At 61.9% G+C, this 16,155-nt stretch carries 17 protein-coding genes and 1 tRNA gene; 9 read left to right on the top strand and 9 right to left on the bottom strand.

Annotated features, from left to right (window positions below):
- Positions 1 to 43: 43 nt before the first annotated feature.
- The 6 genes from AC1Q5S_RS18390 to AC1Q5S_RS18365 all read right to left on the bottom strand — a co-directional run bounded on the left by AC1Q5S_RS18390 (position 44) and on the right by AC1Q5S_RS18365 (position 6,934).
- A complete protein-coding gene (locus tag AC1Q5S_RS18390) occupies positions 44 to 739 on the bottom strand; it encodes an ABC transporter ATP-binding protein (RefSeq protein ID WP_303836314.1) in 696 nt (231 codons plus the stop codon).
- 1 nt (position 740) lies between these two features.
- Positions 741 to 1,523 (bottom strand): ABC transporter ATP-binding protein, encoded by a 783-nt coding sequence (locus AC1Q5S_RS18385; protein ID WP_492239191.1) that lies wholly within the window; start codon positions 1,521 to 1,523, stop codon positions 741 to 743.
- Between the two features lie 2 nt (positions 1,524 to 1,525).
- Positions 1,526 to 2,848, bottom strand: coding sequence for a branched-chain amino acid ABC transporter permease (locus AC1Q5S_RS18380; RefSeq protein ID WP_303836316.1), 1,323 nt, complete (start codon positions 2,846 to 2,848; stop codon positions 1,526 to 1,528).
- Positions 2,849 to 2,852: 4 nt separating this feature from the next.
- Entirely contained in the window at positions 2,853 to 3,806 is a 954-nt protein-coding gene (locus AC1Q5S_RS18375; protein ID WP_026437649.1) for a branched-chain amino acid ABC transporter permease, read from the bottom strand.
- Positions 3,807 to 3,874: 68 nt separating this feature from the next.
- The gene (locus AC1Q5S_RS18370; protein ID WP_492239190.1) at positions 3,875 to 5,107 is read right to left on the bottom strand and encodes a branched-chain amino acid ABC transporter substrate-binding protein; all 1,233 of its coding nucleotides are present in this window, start codon (positions 5,105 to 5,107) and stop codon (positions 3,875 to 3,877) included.
- 183 nt (positions 5,108 to 5,290) lie between these two features.
- Positions 5,291 to 6,934 (bottom strand): 3-(methylthio)propionyl-CoA ligase, encoded by a 1,644-nt coding sequence (locus AC1Q5S_RS18365; RefSeq protein WP_492239189.1) that lies wholly within the window; start codon positions 6,932 to 6,934, stop codon positions 5,291 to 5,293.
- A gap of 384 nt (positions 6,935 to 7,318) precedes the next feature.
- Here AC1Q5S_RS18365 and AC1Q5S_RS18360 point away from each other — a divergent pair, with 384 nt between their 5' ends.
- The 6 genes from AC1Q5S_RS18360 (at position 7,319) to AC1Q5S_RS18335 (ending at position 11,697) form a co-directional block, all read left to right on the top strand.
- Positions 7,319 to 8,011, top strand: a complete 693-nt coding sequence (locus tag AC1Q5S_RS18360; protein ID WP_492239188.1) for a Crp/Fnr family transcriptional regulator — start codon at positions 7,319 to 7,321, stop codon at positions 8,009 to 8,011.
- Between the two features lie 76 nt (positions 8,012 to 8,087).
- Positions 8,088 to 9,572: a protein adenylyltransferase SelO gene (locus tag AC1Q5S_RS18355; protein ID WP_303836325.1), complete on the top strand. Its 1,485-nt coding sequence runs from the start codon at positions 8,088 to 8,090 to the stop codon at positions 9,570 to 9,572.
- Entirely contained in the window at positions 9,569 to 9,982 is a 414-nt protein-coding gene (msrB, locus tag AC1Q5S_RS18350; RefSeq protein ID WP_492239187.1) for a peptide-methionine (R)-S-oxide reductase MsrB, read from the top strand. Before AC1Q5S_RS18355 ends, msrB begins: the two co-directional genes overlap by 4 nt.
- A 35-nt stretch (positions 9,983 to 10,017) precedes the next feature.
- Positions 10,018 to 10,572: a septation protein A gene (locus AC1Q5S_RS18345; protein WP_303836329.1), complete on the top strand. Its 555-nt coding sequence runs from the start codon at positions 10,018 to 10,020 to the stop codon at positions 10,570 to 10,572.
- Positions 10,573 to 10,604: 32 nt separating this feature from the next.
- Positions 10,605 to 10,844, top strand: a complete 240-nt coding sequence (locus AC1Q5S_RS18340; protein WP_422203404.1) for a BolA family protein — start codon at positions 10,605 to 10,607, stop codon at positions 10,842 to 10,844.
- A 67-nt stretch (positions 10,845 to 10,911) separates the two neighbouring features.
- Positions 10,912 to 11,697, top strand: coding sequence for a foldase protein PrsA (locus AC1Q5S_RS18335; protein WP_303836332.1), 786 nt, complete (start codon positions 10,912 to 10,914; stop codon positions 11,695 to 11,697).
- 332 nt (positions 11,698 to 12,029) lie between these two features.
- Here AC1Q5S_RS18335 and AC1Q5S_RS18330 read toward each other — a convergent pair.
- The 3 genes from AC1Q5S_RS18330 to AC1Q5S_RS18320 all read right to left on the bottom strand — a co-directional run bounded on the left by AC1Q5S_RS18330 (position 12,030) and on the right by AC1Q5S_RS18320 (position 13,825).
- A tRNA-Pro gene (locus tag AC1Q5S_RS18330) sits at positions 12,030 to 12,106 on the bottom strand.
- Between the two features lie 95 nt (positions 12,107 to 12,201).
- Positions 12,202 to 12,450, bottom strand: a complete 249-nt coding sequence (gene infA / locus AC1Q5S_RS18325; RefSeq protein ID WP_024815327.1) for a translation initiation factor IF-1 — start codon at positions 12,448 to 12,450, stop codon at positions 12,202 to 12,204.
- A 244-nt stretch (positions 12,451 to 12,694) separates the two neighbouring features.
- Positions 12,695 to 13,825, bottom strand: coding sequence for an HPP family protein (locus AC1Q5S_RS18320; protein ID WP_492239186.1), 1,131 nt, complete (start codon positions 13,823 to 13,825; stop codon positions 12,695 to 12,697).
- Positions 13,826 to 14,271: 446 nt separating this feature from the next.
- On the opposite strand from AC1Q5S_RS18320, the gene asd reads away from it, so the two are divergent.
- The 3 genes from asd (at position 14,272) to AC1Q5S_RS18305 (ending at position 16,044) form a co-directional block, all read left to right on the top strand.
- Positions 14,272 to 15,117, top strand: coding sequence for an archaetidylserine decarboxylase (asd, locus tag AC1Q5S_RS18315; RefSeq protein ID WP_492239185.1), 846 nt, complete (start codon positions 14,272 to 14,274; stop codon positions 15,115 to 15,117).
- A gap of 235 nt (positions 15,118 to 15,352) precedes the next feature.
- Entirely contained in the window at positions 15,353 to 15,655 is a 303-nt protein-coding gene (locus AC1Q5S_RS18310; RefSeq protein ID WP_492239184.1) for a type II toxin-antitoxin system HigB family toxin, read from the top strand.
- A 17-nt stretch (positions 15,656 to 15,672) separates the two neighbouring features.
- Positions 15,673 to 16,044, top strand: a complete 372-nt coding sequence (locus tag AC1Q5S_RS18305) for a helix-turn-helix domain-containing protein (RefSeq protein WP_303836346.1) — start codon at positions 15,673 to 15,675, stop codon at positions 16,042 to 16,044.
- Positions 16,045 to 16,155: the final 111 nt, after the last annotated feature.

The following is a 16,155-nucleotide window of genomic DNA, read 5'->3' as shown; positions in this document are numbered from 1 at the left end:
CGCCAGCAGGCCTGCCGCCCCGCTGCATCGCCGGCCCGCGTGGTCAGACCTCCAGCCACTCTTTGCGGACATAGCTGTCGGCCCGCAAGGTTTCGGGGGTTCCCTGGAAAACGATGCTGCCATGGCCCATGACCAGCGTCCGGTCGGAGATGGTCATGGCGATGGTGAGCTTTTGCTCGATCAGCAGCACCGAGATGCCGCGCGACTTGATGGTCTGCAGGTATTGCCCCACCAGTTCAACGATCTTGGGAGCCAGGCCCTCGGTGGGTTCGTCGATGATGATGAGGTCGGGGTCGCCCATCAGGGTACGGCACAGGGTGAGCATCTGCTGCTCGCCGCCCGACATCACGCCCGCCTCGATGTTGCGGCGCTCCTTGAGGCGGGGAAACATGTCGTACATGTCGTCAAACGACCACCGGCTGCCCTTGCCCTTGCCTTTTTGCCCCAGCAGCAGGTTCTGGTGCACCGTGAGGTTGGGGAAGACATCGCGGCTCTCGGGCACATAACCAATGCCCAGATGGGCAATCTCGTAGGCCTTCTTGCCCTTGAGGGCCTGCCCCTTCCATTGCACCGAGCCGTCCCAGTCCACCAGGCCCATCACGGCCTTGGCCGTGGTGGAGCGGCCCGATCCATTGCGCCCCAGCAAGGCCACGATTTCACCGGGCTGGACATCGAAGGAAACACCATGGAGCACATGGCTTTTGCCGTAGTAGGCATGGAGGTTGTCGATTTTCAGCATGTCAGTGTCCCCCCGCCTGCGCATCGGCCACGGCAGAGCCCAGGTAGGCTTCTTGCACGCGCGCATTGGCGCGAACCTTGTCGGGGGTGTCAAAGGCGATGACCTCGCCATACACCACCACGGCAATCTTGTCGGCCAGGCCGAACACCACGCCCATGTCGTGCTCCACCGTGAGCAAGGTGCGGCCTTCGGTCACCTCCTTGATGAGGTGGATGAAGCGCGTGGTTTCGCTGCGGCTCATGCCGGCCGTGGGCTCGTCGAGCAGGATCACATTGGCGCCGCCGGCAATGGTGACGCCGATCTCCAGCGCGCGCTGCTCGGCGTAGGTCAGGTTCACGGCCAGGGTGTCACGCTTCTTGTCGAGCTTGATCATCTCCATGAGCTGCCTGGCGCGCTCGTTGGCATCGTCCAGCTTCGAGAGAAATCGCAGGAAGGTGTACTTGTAGCCCATGCTCCAGAGCACGCCGCAGCGCAGGTTTTCAAACACACTCAGCTTGGGAAAGATGTTGGTGATCTGAAAGCTGCGCGACAACCCCATGCGGTTGATTTCGTAGGGTGCCTTGCCATCGATGCGCTGGCCATTGAGCAGCACCTCGCCGCTGGTGGGGCCAAAGCGTCCGCTGATCAGGTTGAACAGCGTGGACTTGCCCGCGCCATTGGGGCCGATGATGGCCACCCGCTCGCCGGGCTTCACGGCCAGGTTCACGCCACGGATGATTTCTGTCTTGCCAAAGCTCTTGCGCAGATCACGCAGTTCGAGCGCACAAGGTGTGTTTGTCGCCATGTTCACAGCGCCTCCCCCCGCTTGATTTCGTGTTCGATCTCTTCCTGGATAGTGCCCCATTGGCGCACAAACTGGCGCCGGCACAGCTCAAACAAGCCGAGCCCCGTCAGCAGCACAAACCCTGCGCCAAACCAGCTGCCCACCGAGTTGGCGTGCAAGGTGGCCCCCAGAAAATCAAGCTCTGGTCCCAAGGCGGCATTGAGCTGCAGGTGATAGGTCATCTCCACCATGGCTGCGGCCCCCAGCACGGCCACCAGTGCGGTGCCGCCCAGCGCCAGGTACGAGGGCCACAGGCCGCGGAGCTTGCCAAACTTGGCCAGCCGCAGATTCATCATGACCAGGCTGGCAATGCCGCCGGGCGCATACATCACCATGAACAGGAAGACGAGCCCCAGGTACAGCAGCCAGGCCTTGGACAACTCCGACAGCAGCACCGACGCCAGCACCAGCAATACCGCACCGATGATGGGCCCGAAGAAGAAGGTGGCCCCCCCCAGGAAGGTGAACAGCAGATACCCGCCCGAGCGCAGCACATTCACGCTGTCGGCCCCCGTGACGATCTCGAAATTGATCGCCGCGAGCCCCCCCCCGATGCCGGCAAAGAAGCCCGCAATGATGAAGGCGAAGTAGCGCACGCGCTGGGTGTTGTAGCCGATGAATTCGACGCGTTCGGGGTTGTCGCGCACGGCATTGAGGATGCGTCCCAGCGGCGTGCCCGTGAAGGCGAACATGGCGGCGGTGCAGACAAAGCAATACGCAGCGATGAGGTAATACACCTGGATGGAGGGGCCGAACGTGATGCCGAAGAACGACTGGCCATACACACGGTCGGTGGTGATACCGCCCTCGCCGCCAAAAAATTCGGGGAACATCAGCGCCATCGAGGCCACCAGCTCTCCAATACCCAGCGTGATCATGGCGAACGTGGTGCCCGATTTCTTGGTTGTCACGAACCCGAGCAGGATGGCGAAGAACATGCCGGCCAGGCCGCCCACCAGGGGAATCAGCACCAGCGGCACCGGCAGCGCGTCCTTGCCCGCCAGGTTCATCGCATGGATGGCGATGAACGAACCCAGGCCGGTGTACACCGCATGCCCGAAGCTCAGCATGCCGCCCTGCCCCAGCAGCATGTTGTAGGACAGGCAGATGATGATGAGGTAGCCGATCTGCGAGAGCATGGTCAGCGCCAGGCTGCTGCGAAACAGCATGGGCGCGACGATGAGCAGGAGCGCAAACAGGCTCCAGATGACCAGGCGGCCCACGTTCCATGGCTTGAACCGGTGGTATTGCGTGGCCGGAGAAACAGTTGTAGTGGTGGACTTCATAGCCTCAGTCTTCCCGGGTACCCAGCAGGCCCTTGGGGCGGAAGATCAAAATCAGAACCAGAAAAAGATACGGCAGGATGGGAGCCACCTGCGAGACCGTGAGCTTGAGCAAGGGCCAGCCAAAGGTCGCTTCCGACACTGCCACGCCCATGCCTTGCAGCGCCGAGGCCAGCGAGTAATCGATGGCCACGGCAAAGGTCTGCACCAGGCCAATCAGCAGCGAGGCCAGGAATGCCCCGGCCAGCGAACCCATGCCGCCCACCACCACCACCACAAAGATGATGGAGCCGACCGAGGCCGCCATGGCAGGCTCGGTGACATAGGTATTGCCGCCAATCACCCCGGCCAGCCCTGCCAGGGCCGCACCACCGCCAAACACCAGCATGAACACGCGGGGCACGTTGTGGCCCAGGGCCTCCACCATCTCGGGGTGCTTGAGGGCGGCCTGGATCACCAGACCAATGCGGGTACGGGTGAGCAGCAGCCACACCGACACCAGCATCAGCAGTGCCACCAGCATCACGAAGGAACGCGACCTGGGAAACTGCGTGCCATACAGCGTGAACAAGGGCCCCTGCAACTGCGTGGGCAGCCCATAGGGGACCGTGGAACGCCCCCACACCAGCTGCACCAGCTCCAGGATCAGATACGACAAGCCGAACGTCACCAGCAACTCTGGCACATGGCCAAACTTGTGCACACGGCGCAGGCTGTAGCGTTCAAACAGGGCACCCATGGCCCCCACCAGCAGGGGCGCCAGCACCAGCGCGGGCCAGAAGCCCACCACGCTCGAGATCGTGTAGGCGATGTAGGCCCCCAGCATGTAAAAGCTGGTGTGCGCGAAATTGAGCACCCCCATCATGCTGAAGATGAGGGTGAGGCCGGAGCTGAGCATGAACAGCAGCAGGCCATAGCTCACACCATTGAGCGTGGAGATCACGAAAAACTCAGGATTCATTGGAATTTTTCATTGCTGGGTAAAAAAAAGGCCCGAGTAGGTCGGGCCTCGAAGCGATGGAGCCGAATTTACGGACGCTTCATCTGGCACGAGGTGGGCGTGCTGGCCACATAGGGCTCGTAGTACTTCACCGGAACGAATGTGTAGCCGGTGCCCTCGGAGTCGAGCGGGTACTTGCCCCCGGCCTTCTCCCACTTGGAGATGAACAGGCCTTGCTGCAGCTGGTGGTCGGTCTTGCGCATTTCGACCTCGCCATTGAAGCTCTTGAACTTCATGCCTTCGAGCACGGCAGCCACCTTGACGGGATCGGTCGACTTGGCCTTGGCAAAACCTTCGGACAGCATGGAGAAGGCGTGGTACACGGCGCCGGTGTACATGTCGTCGTTGAACTTCTTCTTGTAGTCCAACACGATCTGGTTCAGCGGGCCCGGCAAATTCATGTGAGCGTATGCGGCCATGTACACACGGCCCGCTGCTGCGGCACCCATGGCAGTGGGGCTGCCGGTCACGGAGCCGTAGTAGGTGTAGAAGTTGACATTGTTCAGGCCGGCGTCGTTGGCGGCCTTGATGAGCAGCGCCAGGTCGGAACCCCAGTTGCCCGTGATTACGCTGTCGGCGCCCGAGGCCTTGATCTTGGCGATGTAGGGCGAGAAATCACGCACCTGGGCCAGCGGATGCAGGTCGTCACCGACAAACTGCACGTCGGGGCGCTTGCGCTTCATCATTTCCTTGGCGAACTTGGAAACCTGGTGTCCGTGCGAGTAGTTCTGGTTGATCAGGTAGACCTTCTTCACCTCGGGAAGGTCCTTCATGTAGGTGGTCAGCGCTTCCATCTTCATGGAAGTGTCGGCGTCCAGGCGGAAGTGCCAGTAGCTGCACTTGCTGTTGGTGAGGTCGGGGTCCACAGCGGCGTAGTTGAGGAACAGGACTTCCTTGCCGGGGTTGCGGGCGTTGTGTTTTTCGAGCGCGTCGATGATGGCCAGCGCGGGGCCGGAACCATTGCCCTGCACCACGTAGCGTGCGCCCTGGTCCATGGCCGAGCGCAGGGCGCTGGTGGTTTCTTGCGGGCTCAGCTTGTTGTCGATGCCGATGATTTCAAACTTGACGCCGGCTGCATTCTTCTTGTTGAACTCTTCCGCCAGAAATTGAAAGCTCTTGAGCTGGTTCGTTCCTACTGCGGCCATGAGGCCCGAGAGCGGATCCAGCCAGGCGATCTTGACCGTTTCACCCTTTTGGGCGAACGCTCCGCCAGCGCTTACCAGAATGACGGATGCAGCTACTGCTTTGATAGCAAATTTCATGGTCTTGTCTCCTGTTGAATCAACCGAATGCAGCGTACCGCGTTGCACCAAACCACCCCTCAGGGATTGCCCCTAGCAGCTATCGCGCAGGCGACTGGCCCACCGAAAAAGCCAACGACATGCCGCCGGCGGCCGGCATGTCAGCGGGCGCAGCGCTTCCCCGAGCGCCACGCCCACTGCGCTTCACAAGCCGGGCAAACGATAGTCCTTGAGCTGTTCGCGCAGCTTGGCCTTGAGCATCTTGCCCGTGGCACCGATCGGAATGGCGTCCACAAACACCACGTCATCGGGCACCTGCCACTTGGCGGTCTTGCCCTCGTAGAAGGCCAGCAGTTCCTCGCGACTCGCTTCGGCACCGGGCTTCAGGGCCACGGCGATGATCGGGCGCTCATCCCACTTGGGGTGCGGCATACCGATGCACGCCGCCATGGCGATGGCCGGGTGCGCCATGGCGATGTTCTCGATGTCGATGGAGCTGATCCACTCGCCGCCGGACTTGATCACATCCTTGCTGCGGTCGGTGATCTGCATGAAGCCGTCGGCGTCGATGGTGGCCACATCGCCTGTGGGGAACCAACCGCGCCCCTGTGCGTCGGGCACCAGCGGGCTGCCGCCTTCGCTGCGGTAATAGTCGGCCACGATCCACGGCCCCTTCACCAGCAGATCGCCGTAGCTCTTGCCGTCCCAGGGCAGTTCATTGCCCGCGCTGTCGACGATCTTCATATCCACGCCGTAGATGGCGCGCCCCTGCTTTTGCAGGATCTTCATCTGCCCGTCGCGCGGCAAGGCGAGGTGCTTGTTCTTGAGCGTGCACAGCGTGCCCAGAGGGCTCATCTCGGTCATGCCCCAGGCGTGCAGCACCGACACCCCGAATTCGTCCTGGAAGGCATGGATCATGGCGGGCGGGCAGGCCGATCCACCTATCACCGTGCGGTTGAGCGTGCTGAACTTCAGGCCGCCGGCCTTGACGTGGTTCAGCAGCATCTGCCAGACCGTGGGCACGCCGGCGGCAAAGGTCACCCCTTCCGCCTCGATCAGCTCATACACCGATTTGCCATCGAGCGCAGGCCCCGGAAACACCAGCTTGCAGCCAGTGAGCGGTGCCGAGTAGGGAATGCCCCAGGCATTGACGTGGAACATCGGCACCACGGGCAATACAGAGTCGCGCGCCGAGAGGCCCATCACATCGGGCAGTGCCGCCGCATAGGCATGCAATGTGGTGGAGCGATGGCTGTAGAGCGCGGCCTTGGGGTTGCCGGTGGTGCCGCTCGTGTAGCACATGCTCGAAGCCGAGTTCTCGTCGAACACCGGCCAGGCGTAGTCGCTGGATGCGCCGCCGATCCACGCCTCGTAGCTCACGAGACCGGGGATACCCGAATCGGCGGGCAGCTTGTCGGCATCGCACAGCGCCACCCACTTCTTCACCGAAGGGCAGCGCGCATGCACGGCCTGCACCAGCGGCAGGAAGGAGGTGTCAAAGCACAGCACCTGGTCTTGCGCATGGTTGACGATCCAGGCGATCTGGTCGGGGTGCAGGCGCGGGTTGATGGTGTGCAGCACACGGCCCGAGCCGCTGACCCCAAAGTACATCTCCATGTGGCGATAGCCATTCCATGCCAGCGAAGCCACGCGGTCGCTGAACTGCAGGCCCATGCCATCCAGCACGTTTGCCAGCTGCTTGGAGCGCAATGCGAGGTCGCGGTAGGTGTAGCGATGGATGTCACCCTCGACCCGGCGTGAAACGATTTCCGCATCGCCGTGGTGCCGTTCGGCAAACTCGATCAGCGACGAAATCAGCAGTGGTTGGTTCTGCATCAGGCCCAGCATGTGCGCTCCTTGAAAGTCATGTTGTTTGGAATCCTTATCCTACCGTGGCAAAGTCGCGCAAAGGCTTACGCCGCGTGCCCTGCAAGCCGACGCCGCTGCTGCTCGGCCACCGTTGCAGACGCACGTGGATGCAAGGCGCCAAGCCGCTCTCGGCCCGTGCGACAGTCTGCAGCGTTTCACGTCCGGCGCCAACACATGTCGCACGGCTGACAGGTGGCGCGGGTTTTCCCGCCCCTGCGGCCGGCAGGTTCCCATCCATCTGTTCACGCCCCTTTTTCAGCGGCGGCGCCGTCCGTGGCAGCCCCTTTCCCCGCCGACCCCGCAGAAGTCCACCACGATCAGTCAGCCCCGTGGCAGATCCAGCCACCAGCACCGCGCGGCACAATGCACGCAATGTTTTCCGCTCCCTCTGCCCAGCGATTCATCGCCACCCAGCCGTGGTTCCACAGCCTGTCGCCGGGACGGCAGGAAGAAGTGCGCGATGCCGTGCAGACACTGCAGGGCGGCAAGGGTGAAACCATGCTGGCGGCGGGCACCACGGTTCAGGGCTGGTATGCCGTGCTCAGCGGCCTGGTGATGCTGCACAGCCCCGAAGCGCGCGGGCGGCACTCTGCATTTCTGGGCGTGCCTGATGGCGAGTGGTTCGGAGAGGGTTCGGCCATGAAGCCAGAATCCCGCCGCTACCACGTTGTCGCGCTGCGCGAGACACGGCTGCTGTGCCTGCCGCTGCCGCTGTTCTCGGCACTGCGCGACACCAACCTTGCTTTCAACCAATACCTGGCCAACCACCTCAACATGCGGCTCGGCCAGGCCATGGCGATCATCGAAGCCGGCCGCATGCGCTCGCCCGAGCATCGCGTGGCGCTGTACCTGAGCCCCTTGTTCTGGCGCAGCACGCGGCGCATCCTGCTCACACAGGAAGAACTGGGGCATCTGGCAGGGCTGTCGCGCCAAACGGTCAACCGCGTGCTGCGCACATTGGAGGCCCTGCGCATCGTCACGCTGGACCTGGGGCGCGTGGCCGTGGTGGACGACGACGCATTGCGCGCCTACCTGGCCGCCACCATCGACAACTGAACAGCCGCGCGCAGCGGGCCAACGCACGCAAGGCCCTGCGGGCGCCGGGGCATCCCGACTACGAGACAATGCCCCCATGAACCCCCATGCCGACCGCCCCCCCGCCCCGCCGTTGGACCTGACGGACGACCGCGGCGGTTTTGCGAGCCTGGGGCCGGCATTCTTTACCCACTTGAATCCCACGCCCTTGCCCCAGCCGTACTGGGTGGGCACCAGCAGCGGCGTGGCGGATCTACTGGGCCTGGACGCCACCTGGATGGCGTCCGACGAAGCCCTGCGGGTGTTCACGGGCAATGCCTGCCCTCCCGCTAGCCGCCCGCTGGCCAGTGTCTACAGCGGCCACCAATTTGGCGTCTGGGCAGGACAACTGGGCGACGGGCGCGCGATCCTGCTGGGTGAAACCCCCGAAGGGCTGGAAGTGCAGCTCAAGGGCAGCGGCCGCACTCCGTACTCGCGCATGGGCGATGGACGCGCCGTGCTGCGCTCAAGCATCCGCGAATTTCTGTGCAGCGAAGCCATGCATGCGCTGGGCATCCCCACGTCGCGCGCCCTGTGCGTGACGGGCTCACCGGCCCCCGTACGCCGTGAAGAGACGGAAACCGCCGCCGTCGTGACCCGCGTGGCCCCCAGCTTCGTCCGTTTTGGCCACTTCGAGCACTTCGCCGCGCGCGACATGCAAAAGGAATTGCGCGCACTGGCCGACTATGTGATCGACCGCTATTACCCGGCCTGCCGCACCACACCGCAGCCGGGGGCCAACGCCTATGCAGCCTTGCTGCAGGCCGTGAGCGAACGCACAGCAACGATGGTGGCACACTGGCAGGCCGTGGGTTTTTGCCACGGCGTGATGAACACCGACAACATGAGCATCCTGGGCCTGACGATCGACTACGGCCCCTTCCAGTTCCTGGATGCGTTTGTGCCCGGCCATGTCTGCAACCACAGCGATACCCAGGGCCGATATGCCTACAACCGCCAGCCCAATGTGGCTTACTGGAACCTGTTTTGCCTGGCCCAGGCGCTGCTGCCGCTGATTGGCGACCAAGAACTGGCCCAGGCGGCCCTGGCATCGTACAAAACCGTTTTCTCCACCGACTTCATGGCCCGCATGCGCGCCAAGCTGGGCCTTGTACAGGAGCGTGCCGGCGATGCCGATCTGATCGACAGCATCTTGCTGCTGCTGGCCCAAAACGGCGTGGACTACACCATCTTCTGGCGCCGCCTGTCGCAGGCCGTGGCGCACAACAACTTCGAACCCGTGCGTGACCTGTTTGCAGACCGTGCGGGCTGGGACCGGTGGGCGCTATCTTATTCAGAGCTTCTAGCGCCTATGAATAAAGAGCTATCTGCCGATTTGATGCTAAAAACCAATCCCAAGTTCGTGCTGCGCAACCACCTGGGTGAGCAGGCCATCCGCGCGGCGAAACTTGGCGATTTTTCCGAGCTGCGCACCTTGCAGCGCCTGCTGGAGCGTCCGTTCGACGAACACCCCGGCCACGATGCCTGGGCCGACTTCCCGCCCGACTGGGCTTCCTCCATCGAGATCAGCTGTTCATCATGAACTTTCCTGTCCAGAAAACCGACGCCGAATGGCAAGCCATCCTGCACGAAAAAGGCGCCGAACCTACAGCCCTGCAGGTCACGCGCCATGCGGCCACCGAACGCCCCTTCACCGGCAAATACGAGGCCCACTGGGCCGATGGCAGCTACCACTGCATCTGCTGCGGGGCCAAGTTGTTTGATGCCGCCACCAAGTTCGATGCCGGCTGCGGCTGGCCAAGCTTCTCGCAGGCAGTGCCGGGCGCCATTGCCGAAATCATGGATCATAGCCACGGCATGGTCCGCACCGAAACCGTGTGTGCACAATGCGGGGCGCATCTGGGCCATGTCTTCGAAGATGGTCCCGCCCCCACCGGCCTGCGCTACTGCATGAATTCGGCCTCGCTCGATTTCGAGCCCGACGCCCCCTGAAACGCGCCAGACCATCACCCCTACCCTCAGGCGACATGAAACTACTGATCGATTTCTTTCCCATCTTCCTGTTCTTTGCGGCGTTCAAGATCTGGGGTATCTACATCGCCACGGCGGTGGCGATTGCCGCCACGGTGGTGCAGATCGGCTACCTGCATTACAAGCACGGCAAGGTCGAACCCATGCAATGGCTCAGCCTGGGGGTGATCGTGCTGTTCGGCGGTGCCACCCTGCTCTCGCACAGCGACACCTTCATCAAATGGAAGCCCACGGTGCTGTACTGGCTGATGGGTGGCGCGCTGCTGGGCGGCCAGCTGTTCTTCCGCAAGAATTTGCTCAGGTCCCTGATGGGTGCCCAGATGGATCTGCCAGAGTCCGCCTGGCGCACAATGAACTGGAGCTGGACGGGCTTCTTTGCCGTCATGGGCGTGCTCAACCTTTGGGTGGCCTATCACTTTGATACCGACACCTGGGTCACCTTCAAGCTGTTTGGCGGCATGGGCCTGATGTTCGTGTTTGTGCTGGCGCAGGCGCTGTATCTGAGCCGCTACATGAAGGACACCGACGACACCAAAGGGCCACAGGCATGACGGCAAACCAACTCCCCCCCCTGGCCCAGGCCATGCAGCAGCGCTTGGTTGAAAAACTCACTCCCACCCATGTGCAAGTGGTGGACGAAAGTGGCGCCCACGCGGGCCATGCAGGCGCCAATGGCACGGGCTTCGGAACCCATTTCAGGGTGCGCATTGCGTCACCCCTGCTTACAGGAAAAGGCCGCGTGGCGCAGCATCGCCTTGTGTATGATGCGCTGCAAGAATTTATTGACCAGGGCGTTCACGCCATCGCCATTGAAGTTCTCTGAACCGGCACCCATCTACGCAGCTGCCGGCCTTCAGCCTGCAATCACCCTCTCATTTTTTGGATTCCGCATGAAGAAACAGATCCTGTCCGGCCTCGTGGCCGCTGCCGTGCTGGGTACGATGGCCCTGCCCGTTTCCGCCCAGAACATTGCCATCGTGAACGGCAAGGCCGTGCCCAAAGAGCGCGCCGAAGTTCTGCGCCAGCAGGTGGAGCGGTCCGGTCGCCCTGTGACCCCTGAAATGGAAGGCCAGATCAAGGAAGAAGTGATCGCCCGCGAAATCTTCCTGCAGGAAGCGCAAAAACGTGGCCTGGAAACATCAGCCGACTACAAGGCACAGATGGAACTGGCCCGCCAGACCATCCTGATCCGCGAACTGTTCGCCGATTTCCAGAAAAACAACCCCGTCACTGACGCTGAAGTCCAGGCCGAGTACGACAAGTTCACGGCAGCCAACAGCGGCAAGGAATACAAGGCCAGCCACATCCTGGTGGACAAGGAAGCCGATGCCAAGGCCATCATTGCCTCCATCAAGAAAGGCGCCAAGTTTGAAGACATCGCCAAGAAGCAATCCAAGGATCCAGGCTCTGGCGCCAAGGGCGGCGATCTGGACTGGGCCAACCCCGCCAGCTATGTGAGCGAATTCACCGAAGCCCTGATCAAGCTCAGCAAGGGCAAGATGACCGAGACCCCCGTCAAGAGCCAGTTTGGCTGGCACGTGATCCGCCTGGACGATATGCGCCAGGCCCAGTTGCCCAAGCTGGACGAGGTCAAACCCCAGGTGGCGCAGCAACTGCAGCAGCAAAAACTGGCAAAGTTCCAGGAAGAACTGCGCGCCAAGGCCAAGGTGGAATAAAAAGGGAAGTCGCCGCGTTCACCCGGAACGCCCACTCACCCACAGGAAACGCGGCCCAGGCCGCGTTTTTTTATGGTGATGGTGTCGTTCTCATCGCGAATGGGCTGGCGGTTGGCAAAGCACCACACCCTCATTACCCAGCGCCGTCAGGCCACCGACCGTGATCGGACCATGGAGCAAGCTCGGGCTCCACCGCGCGGGCAAGACATGGGTATCGCCATGCAGCCAACAGCACAACATGCAAAGCAGCGTCCACACAATCAGTCTGCCGGTGCAAAACCGGCAGAAAGTAAAAAAGGACTTGCAGCTTGTGCTGCAAGTCCTTTGAACATTGGTCGGAGCGGCGGGATTCGAACTCGCGACCCTCTGCTCCCAAAGCAGATGCGCTACCAGGCTGCGCTACGCTCCGACAGCTCGTATTCTAACTCGAAAATCTGGCCTATTTTGGGTTTGACGCATTTCATTTTTACGTCTCTCCTGCGACAGGAGTCGCCATGGAGAAAATCAACGGCTGGAGGGCCCTGGACCACGACCCGCCAGATGGCGGAAAGTGATGCGTCCCTTGGTCAAATCGTAGGGCGACAATTCCAGCGACACCTTGTCGCCCGCCAAAATGCGGATATGGTGCTTGCGCATCTTTCCACCGGTGTAGGCAATCAGCTGGTGACCATTTTCCAAGGTCACGCGAAAACGCGAATCCGGCAAAACTTCCGTCACGGAGCCTTGCATTTCAATGAGTTCTTCTTTGGCCATGGTTATCTCTTAAAAACAAATATTCTGTGGTTGGCACTCCAGCACATCGTGCATCCACGACCGCCGTTACCGTGCCTTCAGGGGGCTCGGGGCACGGTGCTTTGCGGGCGGGGGAGTCGCTGCACCCGGGGCGCAGATCAGAAAAGAGGCCGGGGAGACGGCTTCAATGGACAGGCGAGGCGCTGTGCATGAGCCTGCTGATTGTAGCGCGATGTCCCCGGTCTGCCTATGCTGGCGCGCCAAACTACCCAGCAGGGGTGGAATCCATCACTTGCGGAATCTGCAAGGCGCCAGCCAGCGTACGCACCAGATCTGTCTGGGTGATGATGCCCACCAACTGCTGACGGGTGTCCACTACCGGAATGTGATGATGCCCACCCTGCGAAAAAAGAGGCACGAGATCCATGGCGTGCTGCTGCTCTTCAATCACTTGTACAGGGTGCGACATGATCTCGCCCACCGATGCCGGCTGGCCGCTGCGGCCCATCACCAGTGTCCGCAGTCGCTGCCCCAGACCTTCGTGCATATCCAGGTTGGCAAGCCGCATGAAGTCCGCCACGGTGACAATACCCACCACCAGGCGATGTGCATCCACCACGGGAAGCGCCTTGACCTGCTGGCTGCGCATCAGTGCCCAGGCGTCCTTGAGCGACACTCCCGCCTCCACGGCCAACGGCGGCTTGGACATGACGTCCGAACAGCGCAGATCCCCCAGCGTGCGCTGAAAGGCCGCCCGACCGGCCAGATGCAACAACCCTTCAAGGTCCTCGCGGCTCACATCGAGAAGCTGGTTGTAGTGAGACAACGCGGCATCCACATCCGATGCGACAAAGGGTCCCGATTGTGGCGGGCCCACTGGTTCGCGCCAGCGTTGCGAATGGGGATATTGGCGCCCCGTCAGGGTGTTGTAGGCCACCCCTAAAACCACCAGCGCCAAGGCGTTGAAGCAAATAGGAAAAGCCGCCAGTTGTAATCCGTTGCCCTGGGCTATCACAACATACAGTGCCATGGCACCGCCTGGCGGATGCAGGCAACGCAGGGGCACCATGAGCGCCATGGCCAGCCCCACCGCCAGCGCTCCGGCCACGGCAGGGTCGGGCACCAGCGCCGCGCAAACGCCCCCCACCAGTGCCGACAAAGTGCTGCCACCCAGCACCGGCCAGGGTTGGGCCAATGGGCTGGACGGCATGCCAAAGACCAGAATGGCGCTCGCACCCAGCGAGCCCACCATCCAAGGGCCAGCGTGGTCCATCGCCCACCAGCGACTCAGCAGGGCTGCAATCAAGACACCGAGAGAGACACCCACAATCACCCGAAGTCTTTCACGGCCATCAATGCCCACCGGTGCGGGCGAGAAACGACGAAGCCAGCGCATCCACCGCGCGCCAGGCGATGTCAGAAATGTGGCAGGAGGGGTGGGAGGAAGGCCCGAATGTGGAGAGGACATGAAGCAATCGCAAACGCCAGGGCACCGTCGCACCTCAGCTTATCGTGTTCGTGGTCCAGATTTATTCACGAAAAAATCGCACTGGGCCAGCACCTGACCTAATATTTTGCCGAAGTCCGCCGAAATGCGATGGAAGCCCGACCAATACCCGGCAGCCAAACTTCCGCCAGCATTTCTTGCACCCACCGTCACGCGCGCCGAGCCGCCTCGGCAAAACGGGTTTTGGCTTCCAGGGCTGTCGCACGGTGATTTCGCTGCGCACCGGACACGCGGAACCCACCCTTGTCACGGCAAAGACTGCGGAGATGCATGGCACCAACCCCAAGGGATGCGGCCGATAGAATCAGCCGCTTTCGTCCTTGAGAGGCTTGCCCGTGTCCGATCATCTGGCAGTTCTGCCGCAGTACCTCATGCCCAAGCGGGCACTCACCATGCTAGCCGGCAGATTTGCGTCGGCACGGCTGGGGGGTTTGACCACCGCGGTGATACGCCGCTTTGTGGCCCGCTACAACGTGAACATGGCAGAGGCGGCCAATCCCGATATCGCCAGCTATCCATCATTCAACGACTTTTTCACGCGCGCGCTGAAACCGGGCTTGCGCCCGCTGGCATCGGCCGATCTGATTTGCCCAGTGGACGGAACCATCAGCCAGTTTGGCCGCATGGAAAACGACCTGATCTTTCAGGCCAAGGGCCACCACTACTCCACCACCGCGCTGGTGGGTGGTGATGCCGCACTGGCAGCGCGCTTTGACCACGGCCATTTCGCCACCTTGTACTTGAGTCCACGCGACTACCACCGCATCCACATGCCCTGCGCGGGCCAACTCACGCGAATGGTGCATGTGCCGGGTGACCTTTTTTCCGTGAACCCCACCACGGCGCGTGGCGTTCCGGGCCTTTTTGCACGCAATGAGCGCGTGGTGTGCGTCTTCGAATCAGACCACGGGCCTTTTGTGCTGGTACTGGTGGGGGCCACCATCGTGGGCAGCATGGCCACCGTATGGCATGGTCAGGTGAACCCGCCCCGCACGGGCCAGCTGCGGCAATGGAACTATGCTGCAGGCCAGGTACGCCTGCAGCAAGGCGAAGAAATGGGACGTTTCCTGCTGGGTTCTACCGTGGTCATGCTGTTCCCAAAGGGACCGCTCCAGTTCAACCCTGACTGGGGGATCACGCGGCCAATCCAAGTGGGCGAAGCCATGGCCGCATACAGGTAACCATCCCACGGCCAAACCAGGGGCGGATCAGCCTCAGATAGGCGCACAGGGACCCACTGGGCGGGATCTGTTCGTTTCCATGACCGGCGTTGCCCCACCAGGTAGGCAACGACGCAATCCAACCGCGTGAATGGTGCGCGCGTAATCCATTCACACCCATTCCAGGACGCCGTGATCACCCGCCCGATCTGGACGCCACTTGCCGAAGTCCCATTTTGGGACTAAACTTCGACCCATGCGAGTGATTGCCGTGTCTACCCTTCGGGCCTTCTGGGGGCGCTATCCCGACGCCGAGCAGCCGCTGAAGGCTTGGTACGAGGAAGCCACGAGTGCGAGCTGGACCCAGCCCGCTGACATCAAGGCGCAGTACCGCAGCGCCAGCGTACTGAAGAACCGTCGTGTGGTCTTCAACATCAAAGGCAATGACTATCGGCTGATCGTGGCCGTTGCGTACAAGTTGCAGATCGTCTACGTGAAGTTTGTCGGCACCCATAAGGAGTACGACGCAGTGGACGCAGAAACCGTTGAAATGGCCTGACCGGCCACGGAGGAAACATGGACATCCGCCCTATCCACACCGAAGCAGACTACAAGGCTACTCTCAAAGAGATTTCGGCCTTGATGGACTCCGACCCCGATCTGGGCACGCCGGAGGGTGATCGCCTGGACATCCTGGCCACGCTGGTGCAAGCCTACGAGGCCAAACACATACCCATCACTGCACCCGATCCGGTGGAAGCCATCAAATTCCGGATGGATCAGAGCGGTCTGTCCGTCAAAGATCTTGAGCCCATCATTGGCAAGAGCAACCGCGTCTACGAAGTCCTGAACCGCAAGCGTCCGCTGACGCTGGCCATGATCCGCAGACTGCATCAGAGCCTGGGCATCCCGGCCGATGTGCTGATTGCGGAGACGGCTGCAGGGTGAGCAGCGAACACTGAGCTTGGCTTCTACGGTGAACTGACCTTGCCCCTGAACAGTGGAGTTCTTGGCCTTGTTGAAAATACCGACAAGGAGTCAAGAGATGACGGCAAAGCA

It is taken from the genome of Acidovorax sp. GW835-FHT14B10 (genome assembly GCF_058793725.1).
Note: the sequence above shows the minus strand (reverse complement) of the source record. Positions and strands in the feature narration are given on the sequence as shown.